Origin of the sequence: Micromonospora sp. ANENR4 (genome assembly GCF_015354395.1) — a bacterium.
Taxonomy (GTDB): domain Bacteria; phylum Actinomycetota; class Actinomycetes; order Mycobacteriales; family Micromonosporaceae; genus Micromonospora; species Micromonospora aurantiaca.
The window spans coordinates 199693-214308 of record NZ_JADKYQ010000012.1 but is presented as its reverse complement, the minus strand read 5'-3'; the positions used below and the strand labels follow the sequence as shown (position 1 = coordinate 214308).

The following is a 14616-nucleotide window of genomic DNA, read 5'->3' as shown; positions in this document are numbered from 1 at the left end:
ACGGGAGAGGGGCTCAGCTCGTCGTCGACTGGTCCAGCGAGTCCCGCACGGCCACGGCCAGCGACAACGCCTCGGCCAGGTCCACCGGCCGGACCACCCCGGCCGGCAGCGAGTCGGCCCGCCAGCCGGGCCCGGCGGCGAGTACCAGCAGCGGCCGGCGCGGCACCGCCAGCAGCGCGGTGAGCTGGCACGGGTCGGCCGTCGCCCGGATGTGCGACCAGAGCACCACGGCCGCCGGACCGGTCCGGTTGACGGCCTCGACCAGGGCCGGCACCGGTACGCGGGCACCGAGCATGCGATAACTCACACCGACCTCGGCCAGCGCGGCGGCGAGCGCCTCCAGCGGCAGCGAGTGCTGCTCCTCGTCGGCGCAGGAGAGCAGGATCCGGGGCGGCCCGGTCATCGGGTGCGCCCGTGCCACTGTGGCGAACGCCTCGGAGACGCACCGGGACATGAGGTGTTCCACCTCGATCAGCGCGGAGGTGGCGGCGTGCCGCTCCCCGATGCCGGCGAGCACGGGCCGCAGCAGCCCTTCCCAGGTCGCCACCACCCCGTCGGCGGCCAGCGCGTCGGCGATGGTGCGGCCGATGGTCACCGAGTCCAGCCGCATGGCGGCACGAGCCAGCCCGCGCGCCGCCGGCCCGGCCCGGCCGACCGGGATGGTGGTGCCGCCGCCGTCGCGTACCGTCGAGGCCCTCGCCTTGAGGCCGAGCCGCTCCGGGGGCGGCACGGCCGGCGCCTGCCGGGCCCAGCGGGCGGCCTCGGCGGGCGCGACCCCCTCGGTGGTCAGCCGGCGCATGATCTCCAGGCGGGCGAGGTCGGCGGGCGTGTACCGCCGGTGGTGACCCGGCACGTGCTCGCTGGGGCCGAGACCGTAGCGCTGGTGCCAGGTACGCAGCGTGGTGACCGCCACACCCAGTCGGCGTGCGACGGCCCCCGCGCTCAGCGCCTCATCGGCCACCCGACCGCTCCGGTGCCTCGGTGGCCGCTACGCCCGGCCGGGACGCGTCGGTGGGGTGCAGCAGCCGGTTGACCACGCCGCCGAGCCACGGGGCGTACTCACGGGGGTGGGCGTCCAGGTCGCCGACCACCGCGCCGGGGTCGACCCAGCGCAGGTCGGCCACCTCGTCCGGGTCGGGCCGCGTGACCAGGTCGGCGGGTACGTCGGCGCGCAGCACGTGGTCGTACTCGAACTCGACCCGTCCGGTAGCCGGGTCCTCGGCGTAGTAGAGGTACACGCCGACCTCGGTGAGGTCGACCGGATCGACGCCGAGTTCCTCGGCGAGCCGCCGGTTGGCGGCCTCGGCCGGCGACTGGCCGGGCAGCGGGTGCCCGCAGCAGGAGTTCGCCCAGCGCAGCGGGAACCGCGTCTTGACCGCGGCCCGCTGCTGCAACAGCACCCGCCCGTCGGGGTCGACCAGGAGCACCGAGAAGGCGCGGTGCAACCGCCCGGGTGGCTGGTGGGCGGCCGCCACGGTGGTCTCGCCGAGCACCCGGCCGTCGTCGTCGACCAGCTCGACCAGGTGGGTCTCCCGCTCGCTCACGACATCGCCCCGGTGACCCGGGCTGCGGCGATCTTGCCGCTGATCAGCACCATCGGCACGCCGACACCGGGCTGCGTGCCGGAGCCGACGAACACCACGTTCTCCAGCGTCCGGTGCAGGTTGGAGGGGCGGAACGGGCCGGTCTGGAAGAGGCTGTGCGAGGCGGCGAACGGGGTGCCGGCGGCCATGCCCTGCGCCGCCCAGTCGGCCGGGGTGACCGCCCGCATCACCTCGATGCCGTCGCCGAAGCCGACGTAGCCGCGCTCCTCCAGCGTGCTCACGAGTTGGTCGGCGTACCGCTGGGTGAGGTCGCCGGTCCAGTCGAACGGCGCCCGCTCCAGGTTCGGCACCGGGGCCAGCACGTAGTAGGTGTGCTTCCCGGCCGGCGCCACCGACGGGTCGGTGCGGCTCGGGTTCGTCACCAGCAGCGACGGGTCGGTCATCAGCTCGCCTCGCCGGATCACCTCGTCGAACGTCCCCTTCCAGGAGCGCCCGAAGTGGATGTTGTGGTGGGCGATCTTGCCATAGCCCTGCGTCGAACCGATGTGCAGCACCACGCAGGACGGCGAGTAGGTCAGCTTGCGCTGCCGGCTGGGCGGCAGCAGGTCCTGGTAGGCGACCGGCAGGTCCGGGTTGAGCACCACCGTGTCGGCGGGGATGAAGTCGCCGTCCGCGGTGACGACGCCGGTGGCGCGGCCGTTGGCGGTCTCCACCCGGGTCACCGTGGTGCCGTACCGGATCTGCACGCCGTGCTTCTCGGCCGCGCCGGCCATCCCGCGGGAGACCGCGTGGATGCCGCCGCGCGGGAAGCACACACCGGCCACCGAGTCGAGGTACGCGATGACCGCGTAGATCGCCAGCGCGTCGTGCGGCGACAGGCCCGCGTACATGGCCTGGAAGGAGAAGATCCGCTGGGTACGCGGGTCGCGGAAGAACTGGTTGATCTTCGTCTGGAGCCGCCGGAAGGCGCCGCTCGCGAACAGCTTCAGCAGGTTGCCGGTGAGCAGGTCGGTCGGCGCGTCGAGGTTGCGCTCGATGAAGTCGGCCCGTTCCCACTGCCAGAGGTTGCGCGCGTAGTCGACGAAACGCAGGTAGCCGTCGGCCTCCCGGGGGCCGCAGACGCGGGCGATCTCGGCGGCCATCCGGGTGGTGTCGGTGATGACGTCGAGCGTCGACCCGTCCGGGTAGTAGGCGCGGTACGCCGGGTCGAGCGGGGTCAGGTCGAGCCAGTCGGTCAGCTCCTCACCCACCGCGCCGAGCGCCTCGGCGATCAGGTCGGGCATGGTGAGGACGGTCGGGCCGGTGTCGAACTCGTACCCGTCGACGCTGAGCCGCCCGGCGCGGCCGCCCGGCACCGGCTCGCGTTCCAGCACCGTCACCTGCCGGCCACTGCCGGCCAGGTGCAGCGCGCAGGCCAGCCCACCCAGCCCGGCGCCGACCACTACCACCCGGTCGGTCCGTCCCTTGACGGTACGCATTCCGGCCCCCTTGCTCACGAAGTTGCTCATCATGCCCGCCGCGCCGTGGCGGCGGTGGCGAGGCCGGTCAGCGCGGTGCGCGCGGTCTCGTCGATCGGTGCGGTGCCGAGCGCGGCGAGCGCCTCGGTCACCCGGTCGGAGATCATCCGCTCCACCCGGGCGGTGGCGCCGGTGTCCCGGACCACGTCGGCCAGCCGGTCCACCTCGTGTGCCGCGGTGACCGAGCCGGCCCGCTCCAACGCGCGGCGCTGCGCCGGGTCGGCGAGCTGCCGGGCCAGCATCAGCAGCGCTGTCGGCTTGCCGGTACGCAGGTCGTCCCCGGCCGGCTTGCCGGTGGTCTCCGGGTCGCCGTACACGCCCAGCAGGTCGTCGCGGAGCTGGAACGCCTCGCCGACGGCCAGCCCGTACCTGGTGTACGCGGCGATGAGCGGGTCGTCCGCGTCGGTGCCGGCCAGGCAGGCGCCGAACAGCAGCGGGCGCTGGACGGTGTAGCTGGCGGTCTTGTAGCGGGCCACCCGCAGCGCCCGGTCGACGGTCCAGCTCGCCGAGTCGTTCTCGCCGAGCACGTCCAGGAACTGCCCGGCGACCGTCTCGACCCGCATCTGGTCGTAGCAGCGGCGCACGTCGAGCAGCCGGTCCGCCGGGACCGCCGCGTGTGCCATGAGCCGGTCGGCCCACACCATGCACAGGTCGCCGATGAGGACGGCGACGGCTTCGCCGTACCGGTCGGGGTCGCCCGTGTGCCCGGCGGCCCGGTGCCGGGCGGCGGCGGCCCGGTGCGCGGTGGGCAGCCCGCGCCGGGTGTCGGAGGCGTCCATCACGTCGTCGTGGACCAGCGCGAACGTGTGCAGGAGTTCGAGCGCGGACAGCGCGGGGAGCACCGAGCTCAGCGGTTCCTCACCGCCGACCACACCCCGCCATCCCCAGTACGCGAACGTGGGGCGGACCCGTTTGCCGCCGGCCAGCACGCAGTCACGTGCCGTCGCGGCGAAACCACCCATCGCTGCGTCGATCTCGGTGAGTGATTCGACTTCTGCGGCCAGGAACGCCGCCAGCGTCTCGTCGACCCCTTTGATCAGGTCTTTCGTGAACGCGGCCAGTACGCCGCGGACCGGATCGTCCGTCGCCCCGGCCTGAGCCGGCGCGACGCGGAGCGCATTACCCGCAACTGCGTCGTTGGCCATGTGGGGGAGCGTACCCTAGGGTTACGAGTTGCGTCGATTGCTGCGTCGAAACTGAGGAGGGGCCGATGGACACGGATCTGACCGCTGCCTATGACCGTTGCCGCGAGCTGCACCGGCGTCACGGCCGTACCTACTATCTCGCCACCCGGCTGCTTCCCGCCTGGAAACGGCGGCATGTGCACGCCTTGTACGGCTTCACCCGCTACGCGGACGAGATCGTCGACCGCACCGAGGACCTGCCGCCGGCCGAGCGCGCCGCCCGGCTGCGCGAGTGGTCGGATCGATTCGTCGCCGGGCTGCACGGTGCGTCGGTCGACGACCCGCTGCTCCCCGCGGTGCTGCACACCATTGCCGTGTTCGACCTGGACCGCGACGACTTCGCGTCGTTCCTGCGCAGCATGGCGATGGATCTGACGGTCATGTCGTACCCGACCTACGACGACCTGCTCGACTACATGGAGGGCTCGGCCGCTGTCATCGGCACCATGATGCTGCCGATCCTCGGCAGCTCCGACCCGGCCGCCGCCCGCGAGCCCGCCCGCCAGCTCGGCTTCGCGTTCCAGCTCACCAACTTCATCCGGGACGTCTCCGAGGACCTCGACCGGGGCCGGACGTACCTGCCCGACGAGGACATGGCCAAGTTCGACCTCACCCGCGACGACCTGCTCGCCGCAAAGGCCGCCGGCCGCACCACGCCGCGCATCCGCGAGCTGATCGAGTACGAGGTGACCCGCGCCCAGGCCCACTACGTCGCCGCCGCACCGGGCATCCCGCTGCTCGATCCCGCCTCGCAGGCGTGCATGCGCACCGCGTACGCGCTCTACGGAGGCATCCTCGACGAGGTGGCCGCCCAGGACTACGACGTCTTCGTGCGGCGTGCCCTGGTGCCGCAGCGGCGCCGGATGGCGGTGGCCGCGCGGGCGCTGCTCACCCCGTCGGGCACGCCGGTGCGGGTGCCCGGCCCGGCCCTGGAACCGGCCCTGGCCGGATGACCGGCCGCACGGCGGTCGTGCTGTTCACCCGTGACCTGCGGGTGCACGACCACCCGGCGCTCGCCGCCGCCTGCTCCGCGTTCGACCGGGTGGTGCCGCTCTACGTGCTCGATCCGGCGTTGCAGAAGCTCTCGCCGAACCGCACCCGGTTCCTGCATCAGAGCTTGGCCGACCTGCGTGAGGCGCTCCGCACACGCGGTGGGGACCTGGTGATCAGGCGCGGCGACCCGGTGGCCGAAACAATCGAGCTGGCCCGGAAGGTGGGCGCCGAGGGCATCGGGCTCTCCGCCGACGTGAGCCGCTACGCCCACCGCCGGGAACGGCGGCTGCGCGCCGAGTGCGACAGGCACCGGATGTTCCTGCGCGTGTTCCCCGGCCTCACGATCGTCGAGCCCGGTGCGCTGCGCCCCGGCGGCGGCGACCACTACCGCGTCTTCAGCCCCTACTTCCGCGTCTGGCAGGGCGTGCGGTGGCGGGATGAGCTGGCCGCCCCGAAGCAGGTCCGGCTGTCCGACGGCGTCGACCCCGGCCGGCTGCCGGATCCGCCGACTGGCGACAGCCCGGACGCCGCCGTCGGTGGCGAGGCCGTCGCCAGGCGCCGGCTCACCGCCTGGCTGCCCACCCTCGATCGGTACGACGACATCCACGACGACATGGCCGGCGACGAGACCTCGCGGCTCAGCCCGTACCTGCGCTTCGGGTGCGTGTCGCCGCTGGCCGTGGCGAACCGGGCCGGTGACCGGGACGGCCCGTTCGTCAGGCAGCTCTGCTGGCGCGACTTCTACCACCAGGTGGTGGCCGGTTTCCCCGACCTGTCCACTGTCGCCTACCGCCGCGGTGCGCGCGAGGACTGGCGCGACGACGCGCACGCGTTCGACGCCTGGGCCGAGGGGCGGACCGGCATGCCGATCGTGGACGCGGGCATGCGCCAGTTGCGCGCCGAGGGCTGGATGCACAACCGGGCGCGGCTGATCACCGCCGGCTACCTGACCAAGCACCTCGGGCTGGACTGGCGGCCCGGCCTGGAGGTCTTCTTCCGGTGGCTGCTCGACGGCGACCGGGTCAACAACTCGGGCAACTGGCAGTGGGTGGCCGGCACCGGCAACGACACCCGGCCGTACCGCGGCTTCAACCCGGTACGGCAGGCCGAGCGCTACGACCCCGACGGCGCGTACGTGCGGCGCTGGGTGCCCGAGCTGGCGTCGGTGGCGGGCAAGGCGGTCCACCAGCCGTGGCGGCTGCCAGACGAGGTACGCCGCACGCTCGACTACCCGCCACCGCTGGAGGTGCCGGGCGCCGACCCGGTCTGGCTCCGCTGACGCCGCCCGCCGCCCGCCGGCTTGCGCGGACGCGCGGGCGGTCGCGCCAGATGCGTCGCCCGCGCACGATCACGAACGCCGCCGGCGCAGACCTCCCGCGCGTCGCAGGCCGACTTCCTTGGTTACCGTAGGTGATCGGGTTCCCCGCCGACGCCGTTCACCTCTGGTCCCCTTTGCTCTGCAGCCATATCCGCACCGGTTGCGGAGCGTGACCGTCGGGGCCCCGCGCGGTTTTCGGGCCTGCGAGGAAACCCCTGCTCAACGCGATGCTGCGCCGATGGCTGCAGAGCAAGGCGGAAAGGGGAGTCCAGGCTGCCCGGCCGGCTCGAATGCGCTGCGTGACGACGCCCGGCAGTCACCGACTGTGACGGTCGGTCAGAGGCAGGAGTGCAACGCCTCGACCAGGTCCTCCACGCGGTCGTGGTCGGCCAGCCGGGCGGTCGCGTACGCGAAGGTGTAGCCGCGTTCCGGGTCGGCCCAGGCGCTGCTGCCGCCGATCCCGCCCATGCCCCAGCTGCCGTCCGGCTCCCACTGCATGCCGAGCGTCCAGTCCACCGGCCGGTCCAGCAGCAGGTCCGGGCCGGAATACTGCACCCGCGTCGCCTCGGCGACCACTTCCGGGCTGAACAGGCGTACCCCGTCCAGCGTGCCGCCGGCGAGCAGGCCCGCGTACAGCCGGGCGAGCCCGGCGGCGGTGGCGTGCAGGTTCACCGCCGGGATCTCGGCGGCGCGCCACAGCTCGCTGTTCACCATCGCCACGTCGCGCCCGCCCGGCGGGTTGTCCAGCGCCCGCGCCCGCAACGAGCCCGGCTCGCCGCGCATCGCGTCCGGCCAGGCCGGATCGGCGTACGACAGATCGGCGCACCGCCGCCGGTCGGCCTCGCCCAGTCCGAAGGCGAGGTCCAGGCGCCACGGTCCGGCGATCTCCTCGGCCAGGAACCGGCCCACCGAGCGTCCGTCCACCCGGCGGACCAGCTCGCCCACCAGGTGCCCGTACGTCCAGGCGTGCTCGGCCGCGACGGCGCCCGGCGTCCACTCGGGCTCGGCGGCGGCCAGATCGGCGCAGAGCAGGTCCCAGTCGGCGACGGCGGCGGCGGGCCGGGGCACCGGGAAGGCGGGCAGCCCGGCGGTGTGGGCGAGCACCTGCCGGACGGTGGCCGGGGCGCGGAAGCCCGGCCAGTAGACCGAGACCGGCGCGTCCAGGTCGACCCGGCCCCGGTCGACGAGCAGCAGCAGGCAGAGCGCGGCCACCGGCTTGCCGGCCGAGTAGACGTCGACGAGCGTGTCCGGCCGCCACGGCCGGTCCGCCCCGGAAACCGGTACGACCACGCCGGGCGGGACCGCTGCGGTGGTGCCACCCACCAGCTCGATCACCGGTACGCCGCCGTGCCACACCGCCAGTGACGCGCCCGTCTCCCGGCCGGTGGCGAACAGGTCGTGGAAACAGTCCCGGACCGGAGTGAAGCGCGTGTGCATGCGGCCACCGTAGGCGGTGGCATTCGTGACGAGCGCGGAATTCGGGCCCGGTGCGGTGGTCGGTGTCCCGAAGGTACGGAATGCTTGCGGAATGGCGGAGCCGGAACTGGTGGATGTGGTCGTTGTCGGGCTCGGCGTCGGCGGCGAGGAGGTGGCCGGGCGGCTCGCCGAGGCCGGCCTCAGCGTGGTCGGCATCGAACGGGACCTGGTCGGTGGTGAGTGCCCCTACTGGGGGTGCGTGCCCAGCAAGATGATGATCCGGGCGGCGAACGCGCTGGCCGAGGCGCACCGGGTCAACGAGCTGGCCGGGTCCGCCCAGGTGCGGCCCGACTGGGCGCCGGTGGCGAAGCGGATCCGCGCCGAGGCCACCGACACCTGGGACGACAAGGTGGCGGTGGACCGCTTCACCGGCAAGGGCGGCCGGTTCGTCAGGGGCAGCGGACGGCTCGACGGACCGAACCGGGTACGCGTCGGCGACCAGGTGTTCCAGGCGCGCTACGGCGTGGTCCTCGGCACCGGCACCCGGCCCTCGGTCCCGCCGATCGACGGGCTGGCCGACACGCCGTACTGGACGAACCACCAGGCCATCGAGGTCGAGGAACTGCCTGCGTCGCTGCTGGTGCTCGGCGGCGGCGCGATCGGGCTGGAACTGGCACAGGTCTTCGCCCGGTTCGGCGTGCGGGTGACGGTGATCGAGGCGGCCGACCGGGTGCTCGCGGTCGAGGAGCCGGAGGCGTCGGCGCTCGCCGCCGACGCGCTGCGCGCCGACGGGGTGGAGATCCACACCGGGGCCAAGGCCGGCCGGGTCGGCCACGACGGCGGTGCGTTCACCGTGTACGCCGACGGCGCCGAGTTCACCGGCGAGAAGCTGCTCGTGGTGACCGGCCGCAAGGCGCACCTGGAGGAGCTGGGCCTGGACACCGTCGGGGTGGACGCCGGGCAGCGCTACCTGCCGGTGAACGACCGGATGCACGTCACCGACGGGATCTGGGCGGTCGGCGACCTCACCGGCGAGGGTGCGTTCACCCACATCGCCATGTACCAGGCCGGCATCGTGGTGGCGGACGTGCTCGACCACATGCGGCGTACCAAGGGCGGCCCTGATGCCAGCGGCACCGCGAGTGTGGTCGGCGGCGCGGCCGGTGTGGTCAGCGCGGTCGGCGGCGCGATGAGCGCGGGCGGGTCGACCGCCGCGCCGGGCAGCGTCCCGGTCGCCGACTACCGGGCGCTGCCCCGGGTCACGTTCACCGACCCCGAGGTCGGCGCGGTCGGCCTCACCGAGCAGCAGGCCCGCGAGCGCGGCGTCAACGTCCAGGTCGGGTACGCCGACCTCACCTCGTCGGCCCGGGGCTGGATCCACAAGAGCGGCAACGCCGGGTTCATCAAGCTGATCGCCGACGCCGACCAGGGCGTCCTCGTCGGTGCCACCTCGGCCGGTCCGGCCGGCGGCGAGGTGCTCTCCGCGCTCGTCGTGGCGGTGCACGCGGCGGTGCCGATCAGCCAGCTCCGGCACATGATCTACGCGTACCCGACGTTCCACAGGGCCATCGAGGACGCGCTGCGCGCGCTGAAGTGAGGCCTCAGCCGGCCGGCACGCCGTGCCGGCCGGCGCCGTCGGCGAACCGGCCTGCGCCGCGTACCCCGTCCACCGCCAGCGACTCCAGGCCGTAGGCCAGCTCGGTCGCCATCGCCTCCGGCTCGGGCTGCCCCGCGCCGTCCAGCACCGCCGCCCGGTCGTTGCGCAGGCACGTCTGCGGAGACCGGGCGACAGCGGCGGCCAACTCCTCGGCCGCCGCGCGGGCCTCACCCGGCGCGACCAGCCGGTTGACCAGACCCATCGCGTACGCCTCGTCGGCGCCCACCGCACGGCCGGTGAGGATCAGGTCCATCGCCCGGCTCTCCCCGATCAGCCGGGGCAGCCGGACCGTCCCGCCGTCGATCAGCGGTACGCCCCACCGGCGGCAGAACACGCCCAGCGTGGCGTCCGACTCGGCGACCCGCAGATCGCACCAGAGCGCCAGCTCCAGCCCACCGGCCACCGCGTACCCGGAGATCGCCGCGATCACCGGCTTGGACAGCCGCATCCGGGTGGGGCCCATCGGCCCGTCGCCGTCGGGCTCGACCCGGTTGCCGCGCGGCGTGCCGACGGCCTTGAGATCGGCGCCGGAGCAGAACGTGCCGCCCGCACCCCAGAGCACACCCACCGCCGCGTCCGGGTCGGCGTCGAACGCGCGGAACGCGTCGGCCAGCGCTCGTGCGGTCGGCCCGTCCACGGCGTTACGGGCCTCGGGCCGGTCCAGGATCACAGTGGTCACGGCACCGGCGTGCTCGACGCGTACCCCCATAGGCCCAGCATGCCCGCGACGGCGCCGTCGTGGCTACGGTCTATTTGATCGTGCCGGGCCGGGTCAGCCAGCGCATCGGCTGGCCGGTGACGGCGCCGACCTGGTCGAAGTCCCGGTCGTAGTGCAGCAGCGAAAGCCCGTGGTATTCGGCGGTGGCGGCGATGAGCAGGTCGACGGCGCCCGCCGAGCGGTGCGTGCCCCGCGCGGTCAGCTCGCCCTGGATCTCGGCGGCGCGCTCGTAGATCCGGTCCGGCATCACCACCCAGCCGAAGGCGGCCCGGAGCTGCTCCGCCAGGCGCGTCCGGTCGGCGACGGACCGGGCGGTGTAGAGGAACTCCAGCTCGACCAGGGGGCACACGGCGAGCAGGCCCGCTGTCACCTGCTGGTCCCACCGCGCCAGCACGTCGGGATCACGCAGGAGCCGGACCAGGGCACTGGTGTCGATCAGGTAGTCGGCCAGCTTCACGAGCGGTAGGCGCCCTTGTCGAGCAGTTCGTCGAAGTCACCGGTCTGCCCGCGCTCGGCCAGTTCCGCCAGCGCGCGGGCGCGGCGCAGTCTTGCCGCGCCCTCGCGGAGCGCGACGTTCACCGTGTCCTTCTTGGTCTTCGTGCCGTACGCCTCGGCGGCATCCGCAAGCGCCTCGTCGTCGACGTCCACCAGGATCTTGGTCATCGCAGCTCCCTATATACAGTCGGCCGCCCGAGTATATCCAGCGGGGGTTCCGTGCGAGGGAATTCCGGGGCGTCCGGTTTGGGGGCTCTCCTGCCGGGAAGTCGGAACAGGTGCGCGAACTACTGACGAAGCTCGAACAGGCCACCGGTCTCGACCGGGTGGGTGACCGGTTGCAGCGCGCCGTCCAGGGCACGCTGCGCTCGCAGCGGGTACGCGACGCGCTGCACGGCGTGTGGCTCGGCCATCCGCTGCACCCCGCGATGGTGCAGGTGCCGGTCGGCGCCTGGATCTCCGCCGCCGTGGTGGACCTGCTGCCCGGCCAGCGCCGCGCCGCCACCGCCCTGGTGGGTCTCGGTACGGTCAGCGCGCTGCCCGCGGCGGTCGCCGGGCTCAACGACTGGGCCACGCTCTCCCGGGACCAGCGCCGGGTCGGGCTGGTGCATGCCGCCGCCAACACGGTCGGCCTGGCGTTGTTCGCCGGCTCGCTGGCGGCCCGGCTCAACGGGCGGCACGGCCTCGGCCGGACGCTGTCCTACCTGGGGCTGTCCGCCGCGAGCGGTGGGGCGTACCTGGGTGGGCATCTCGCGTACAAGCAGGGTGCCCAGGCCAGCCAGAGCGTCTCCGAGCTGCACCTGATCAGCGACGGCTGGCACCGGGTCGGCGACCTGAGCAGCCTGCCCCGGCACGAACTGGTCACCAAGAAGATCGACGACGTCTCGGTGATCCTTTACCGGGACGGCGACGACGTCACAGTCATGCTGGAGCGCTGCCCGCACCAGAGCGGCCCGCTCGGCGAGGGCACGATCGAGCAGGTCGACGGCCACGCCTGTGTGGTCTGCCCCTGGCACGGCAGCGCGTTCCGGCTCGACGGCGGCGAGGTGGTGCACGGCCCGGCCGCCAACGACCAGGTCGTGCTGCCCACCCGCGTGGTGTCCGGCCGGGTCGAGGCCCGGCTGCCCTGAGTCAGTCCCGCCGGTGCCGCCCACTGGACAGCGCCCGGGCCGGCACCGGCCGCTTACGCAACCCGAGCAGCGCGCCGATCTGCGCGCCGACGATGCTCGCCACGGCCAGCACCGCCGAGATGGCGAGCGGACGGTTGATGCCCTCCTCGGCGGTGGCCCGGGACGCGCCCGCCGACATGGCCGGCGGCTGACCGACGGGCGCCTCCACGGTGGGCGTCGCGTCGCGCGGCGTGGGCTTGGGCTTCGCCTTCGGGGTGGTCGACGAGGCGCCGCCGCCACCCGGCTTCGCCGGTGCCGTCTCGGCCGGCTTGGTGACCACGATCCGTCCGGCGGCGTGCCGCCGGGCACCCGAATCCGTCGCGCCGTCCGGCAGCATGATGAGCTGACCCGGGCGGATCCGGTCCGGGTCGGCGAGCCGGTTCAGCCGGGCCAGCTCCTTGTACCTGTCGAAGTCGTCCAGGTAGCGATCCGCCACCTCGCCCAGGTAGTCGCCCTTCGCCACCCGGTACACGGCCGGGTCGTCCGCCTGCGACGCGACCGGGGGCGGCGGCGCGACCTGGCTCGCGGCCACGGCCGGTGAGGTGACGGCGGCGACCGCCGGCTGCGGGGCGGTCAGCGCGGCGGCACTAGCCGCGGCCGGGCTCGCGACCAGGATCAGCGCGACCGAACCGACGAGGGCGGCTGCGGCCTTCTGCTGGCGGTGCATGCCGGGCAGCTTCGGCGCCGGCCGGCGTACCGCCGCCGCGAGCAGCTCCACCACGACGGAGAACGCGAACGTGGCCCAGCCGAACCAGCCCACCACCGCCAGCGCGCGCAGGAACAGTTGACCGTCGTCGCGGCTGGTCAACGCCGTACCGACCTCGGCCAGCGTGGGCAGGTGATCCGGCAGCGGGTTGCCGGCGAACGCCAGCAGCGCGACCGGCCCGCCGGCCAGCACGCCGACGAGCACGACGAGAGCGCCGAGGCCGGTGAGAACCTGGCCGGCGCGGCGGACGGGGGAGCGTCGGGGTGCGCGCATGGCGGCCTTCCCTTCCTACGGTGGTCCGGTGAGGGCCCGAGCGGTGGCCTCACCGGTGACGGTGGCGGTCTCTTGCACGCCGAACAGACTCAGCAGGTCCCGGCTGTAGGTGATCTGCACGCTCACCCGGATCTGGGTCTCGGTGCCGACCACCGGGAACTCGACCTCGTGGTCCTGGACGCCGCCCGCGGCGTTCAGGTAGGTGGCGACAGCGGCGCGGGCGGCGACCTGGTCGATCTGCTTCGGGCCGCCCTCGATGGCCCGCGCGCGGTCGATCATCTGGCCGCCGGCGCGGGCCGCTTCGGCGGCCAGGTTGTCCGCGCGCTGAAGTGTGCGCAGTTGACCCGCGCCGTCGTAGGCGAGGCCGATGATCGCCAGTACGCCCGTCATCGCCACGGCCAGGAACAGGCTCACCCGGCCGCTCTCCGCCTCGCGCCGCCCGGTCATCCGCGACTCCGGTACGTGTCCAGCGGCGAGGTGAACCTCGCCGAGACGGTCTTGCCGCCCGGCACGCCGGGCAGGCCGGGCGCGCTCAGGTCGTCGAAGGAGACGGTGCAGGTCACCGTGACCGTCACGGTCGCCGGCATGCCTGCGGCGCTTGCGTACGCGGCGGCGAAGCTCGTCGTCGTCCCGGCCACGGAGCCCGCGAGATCGATCTGGGGTGGGCCGGTGCAGTTCAGTCCCGCCCAGCCGAGCTGGTCCTGGGCCGCCTCCTCGGCGGCCTCCGCACCGTCGTCGGCGTTGCGGGCGAGTGAGGCGGCCCGGGCGGCGTCGTGGGCGGCCGACTCCACCGCCTCGTCCGCGATCGCGGTCCGCCCGGCGACCCCGGCCAGCACCATCAGTCCGATGAAGGCGGGCGCGAGCACCGCCACCTCGATCGAGACGGAACCCCGGTCCCGCCGCGGCCCGCCGCTCATCCGGTGGTCCAGCGTTCGGCCGGGCCGTGCGCGGTCTGCGTGACCTCGAACGAGACGCCCGGGATGACCGACAGGGAGCGTCCCTGCACCGTGCAGGTGACGCCGGTGGCGCTCTCGACGCAGGTCGGGCCGGTCTGCTCCCAGCCGACCAGCCAGTCCCCGGACTGTTGCAGGAAGCTGATCGCCCGCTGCCGGCCGGCGTCCGGCCCGGCGTCGATCGTGCGCTGCGCGTTCACAGCGGTCTGCGCGGCGTTCAGCGCGGTGGACCGGGCCACGAACCAGACGGCGACCTGGATCGAGCCGAACAACATCACCAGGATCACCGGCATCACCACGGCCAGCTCGACCGGGTTGGCGCCCCGCTCGCCCTCGGCCAGGCGGGCGCGCAGGGCAGCGGCGATCCGCCCCGGACCGGGCGGACCGGCGGGCCGGCCGGCAGACGCCGGCCGGCTCCGGGCCGTACGGACGGGGCGCTGCATCACGGGGCCTGCGGCGCCGTGTTGTCCGGGATGGCGTTCATCCAGTTGTTCGCCTTGGCCAGGGCGAGCCCGGTGACCGCCATGGCCACCGCGACCAGGCCGAAGATGATCACCGCGGTCGGCACCGGGCTGTCGCCGCGCTCGGAGTCGCGGCGCAGCTCGGCGAGGCGGGTGCTCACCGCCACGTACAGGTAGGCGTAGAGGTGCATGGTCGTCTCCTTCTCGAAGGT

17 protein-coding genes are annotated in these 14616 nt (G+C 73.8%); 4 read left to right on the top strand and 13 right to left on the bottom strand.

The annotated features are described in order from the left end of the window. Positions 1–13: 13 nt before the first annotated feature. From IRY44_RS22250 to IRY44_RS22235, 4 genes are read right to left on the bottom strand one after another with little or no spacing between them, the layout of a single operon-like run. Positions 14–961 carry a MerR family transcriptional regulator gene (locus IRY44_RS22250; RefSeq protein ID WP_194802181.1) on the bottom strand — a complete coding sequence of 316 codons (948 nt, stop codon included), beginning with the start codon at positions 959–961 and terminating at the stop codon, positions 14–16. Next, entirely contained in the window at positions 951–1544 is a 594-nt protein-coding gene (gene idi / locus IRY44_RS22245) for an isopentenyl-diphosphate Delta-isomerase (RefSeq protein WP_194802180.1), read from the bottom strand. The genes IRY44_RS22250 and idi overlap by 11 nt, the downstream gene beginning before the upstream one ends. After that, positions 1541–3022 carry a phytoene desaturase family protein gene (gene crtI, locus IRY44_RS22240; protein WP_194802179.1) on the bottom strand — a complete coding sequence of 494 codons (1482 nt, stop codon included), beginning with the start codon at positions 3020–3022 and terminating at the stop codon, positions 1541–1543. The genes idi and crtI overlap by 4 nt, the downstream gene beginning before the upstream one ends. Positions 3023–3051: 29 nt before the next feature. Continuing rightward, a complete protein-coding gene (locus IRY44_RS22235; RefSeq protein ID WP_194802178.1) occupies positions 3052–4206 on the bottom strand; it encodes a polyprenyl synthetase family protein in 1155 nt (384 codons plus the stop codon). A 65-nt stretch (positions 4207–4271) separates the two neighbouring features. On the opposite strand from IRY44_RS22235, the gene IRY44_RS22230 reads away from it, so the two are divergent. Together IRY44_RS22230 and IRY44_RS22225 are read left to right on the top strand one after the other, a co-directional pair. After that, positions 4272–5198: a phytoene/squalene synthase family protein gene (locus tag IRY44_RS22230; protein ID WP_194802177.1), complete on the top strand. Its 927-nt coding sequence runs from the start codon at positions 4272–4274 to the stop codon at positions 5196–5198. Next, positions 5195–6517: a deoxyribodipyrimidine photo-lyase gene (locus tag IRY44_RS22225; RefSeq protein WP_194802176.1), complete on the top strand. Its 1323-nt coding sequence runs from the start codon at positions 5195–5197 to the stop codon at positions 6515–6517. Before IRY44_RS22230 ends, IRY44_RS22225 begins: the two co-directional genes overlap by 4 nt. A gap of 375 nt (positions 6518–6892) precedes the next feature. Here IRY44_RS22225 and IRY44_RS22220 read toward each other — a convergent pair whose 3' ends face one another. Next, on the bottom strand, positions 6893–7993 hold the full coding sequence (locus IRY44_RS22220) for a serine hydrolase (RefSeq protein WP_194802175.1): 1101 nt from the start codon (positions 7991–7993) through the stop codon (positions 6893–6895). 91 nt (positions 7994–8084) lie between these two features. On the opposite strand from IRY44_RS22220, the gene IRY44_RS22215 reads away from it, so the two are divergent. Then, positions 8085–9569 carry an NAD(P)/FAD-dependent oxidoreductase gene (locus IRY44_RS22215; protein WP_194802174.1) on the top strand — a complete coding sequence of 495 codons (1485 nt, stop codon included), beginning with the start codon at positions 8085–8087 and terminating at the stop codon, positions 9567–9569. 4 nt (positions 9570–9573) lie between these two features. Here the strand turns inward: IRY44_RS22215 and IRY44_RS22210 are convergent, their stop codons facing one another. From IRY44_RS22210 to IRY44_RS22200, 3 genes are read right to left on the bottom strand one after another with little or no spacing between them, the layout of a single operon-like run. After that, on the bottom strand, positions 9574–10338 hold the full coding sequence (locus IRY44_RS22210; protein WP_194802173.1) for a crotonase/enoyl-CoA hydratase family protein: 765 nt from the start codon (positions 10336–10338) through the stop codon (positions 9574–9576). 40 nt (positions 10339–10378) lie between these two features. Continuing rightward, positions 10379–10804, bottom strand: a complete 426-nt coding sequence (locus IRY44_RS22205) for a PIN domain nuclease (RefSeq protein WP_194802172.1) — start codon at positions 10802–10804, stop codon at positions 10379–10381. Next, complete coding sequence (locus IRY44_RS22200) at positions 10801–11010, bottom strand: type II toxin-antitoxin system VapB family antitoxin (RefSeq protein ID WP_194802171.1); 210 nt, start codon at positions 11008–11010, stop codon at positions 10801–10803. Before IRY44_RS22200 ends, IRY44_RS22205 begins: the two co-directional genes overlap by 4 nt. 110 nt (positions 11011–11120) lie before the next feature. On the opposite strand from IRY44_RS22200, the gene IRY44_RS22195 reads away from it, so the two are divergent. Then, entirely contained in the window at positions 11121–11972 is an 852-nt protein-coding gene (locus tag IRY44_RS22195) for a Rieske 2Fe-2S domain-containing protein (protein WP_135242775.1), read from the top strand. A gap of 1 nt (position 11973) precedes the next feature. On the opposite strand, the gene IRY44_RS22190 is transcribed toward IRY44_RS22195, so the two are convergent. The 5 genes from IRY44_RS22190 to IRY44_RS22170 are packed head-to-tail and all read right to left on the bottom strand — an operon-like array spanning position 11974 to position 14595. Continuing rightward, positions 11974–12990, bottom strand: coding sequence for a LysM peptidoglycan-binding domain-containing protein (locus IRY44_RS22190; RefSeq protein ID WP_194802170.1), 1017 nt, complete (start codon positions 12988–12990; stop codon positions 11974–11976). A gap of 15 nt (positions 12991–13005) precedes the next feature. Then, positions 13006–13437 (bottom strand): pilus assembly protein TadG-related protein, encoded by a 432-nt coding sequence (locus IRY44_RS22185; RefSeq protein ID WP_194802169.1) that lies wholly within the window; start codon positions 13435–13437, stop codon positions 13006–13008. Continuing rightward, positions 13434–13907: a TadE/TadG family type IV pilus assembly protein gene (locus IRY44_RS22180; RefSeq protein ID WP_194802168.1), complete on the bottom strand. Its 474-nt coding sequence runs from the start codon at positions 13905–13907 to the stop codon at positions 13434–13436. Before IRY44_RS22180 ends, IRY44_RS22185 begins: the two co-directional genes overlap by 4 nt. Next, positions 13904–14386, bottom strand: coding sequence for a TadE family protein (locus IRY44_RS22175; protein WP_228532557.1), 483 nt, complete (start codon positions 14384–14386; stop codon positions 13904–13906). Before IRY44_RS22175 ends, IRY44_RS22180 begins: the two co-directional genes overlap by 4 nt. Beyond that, positions 14386–14595, bottom strand: coding sequence for a hypothetical protein (locus IRY44_RS22170; protein WP_194802167.1), 210 nt, complete (start codon positions 14593–14595; stop codon positions 14386–14388). Before IRY44_RS22170 ends, IRY44_RS22175 begins: the two co-directional genes overlap by 1 nt. Positions 14596–14616: the final 21 nt, after the last annotated feature.

What these genes read in the sequence shown, in the direction of transcription:
- IRY44_RS22210 (WP_194802173.1), bottom strand. Translation starts at nt 10,338, where the DNA reads ATGGGGGTACGCGTCGAGCACGCCGGTGCCGTGACCACTGTGATCCTG.
- IRY44_RS22235 (WP_194802178.1), bottom strand. Translation starts at nt 4,206, where the DNA reads ATGGCCAACGACGCAGTTGCGGGTAATGCGCTCCGCGTCGCGCCGGCT.
- IRY44_RS22220 (WP_194802175.1), bottom strand. Translation starts at nt 7,993, where the DNA reads ATGCACACGCGCTTCACTCCGGTCCGGGACTGTTTCCACGACCTGTTC.
- IRY44_RS22170 (WP_194802167.1), bottom strand. Translation starts at nt 14,595, where the DNA reads ATGCACCTCTACGCCTACCTGTACGTGGCGGTGAGCACCCGCCTCGCC.
- IRY44_RS22215 (WP_194802174.1), top strand. Translation starts at nt 8,085, where the DNA reads ATGGCGGAGCCGGAACTGGTGGATGTGGTCGTTGTCGGGCTCGGCGTC.
- crtI (WP_194802179.1), bottom strand. Translation starts at nt 3,022, where the DNA reads ATGCGTACCGTCAAGGGACGGACCGACCGGGTGGTAGTGGTCGGCGCC.
- IRY44_RS22185 (WP_194802169.1), bottom strand. Translation starts at nt 13,437, where the DNA reads ATGACCGGGCGGCGCGAGGCGGAGAGCGGCCGGGTGAGCCTGTTCCTG.
- IRY44_RS22225 (WP_194802176.1), top strand. Translation starts at nt 5,195, where the DNA reads ATGACCGGCCGCACGGCGGTCGTGCTGTTCACCCGTGACCTGCGGGTG.
- IRY44_RS22190 (WP_194802170.1), bottom strand. Translation starts at nt 12,990, where the DNA reads ATGCGCGCACCCCGACGCTCCCCCGTCCGCCGCGCCGGCCAGGTTCTC.
- IRY44_RS22230 (WP_194802177.1), top strand. Translation starts at nt 4,272, where the DNA reads ATGGACACGGATCTGACCGCTGCCTATGACCGTTGCCGCGAGCTGCAC.
- IRY44_RS22200 (WP_194802171.1), bottom strand. Translation starts at nt 11,010, where the DNA reads ATGACCAAGATCCTGGTGGACGTCGACGACGAGGCGCTTGCGGATGCC.
- IRY44_RS22180 (WP_194802168.1), bottom strand. Translation starts at nt 13,907, where the DNA reads ATGAGCGGCGGGCCGCGGCGGGACCGGGGTTCCGTCTCGATCGAGGTG.
- IRY44_RS22175 (WP_228532557.1), bottom strand. Translation starts at nt 14,386, where the DNA reads ATGCAGCGCCCCGTCCGTACGGCCCGGAGCCGGCCGGCGTCTGCCGGC.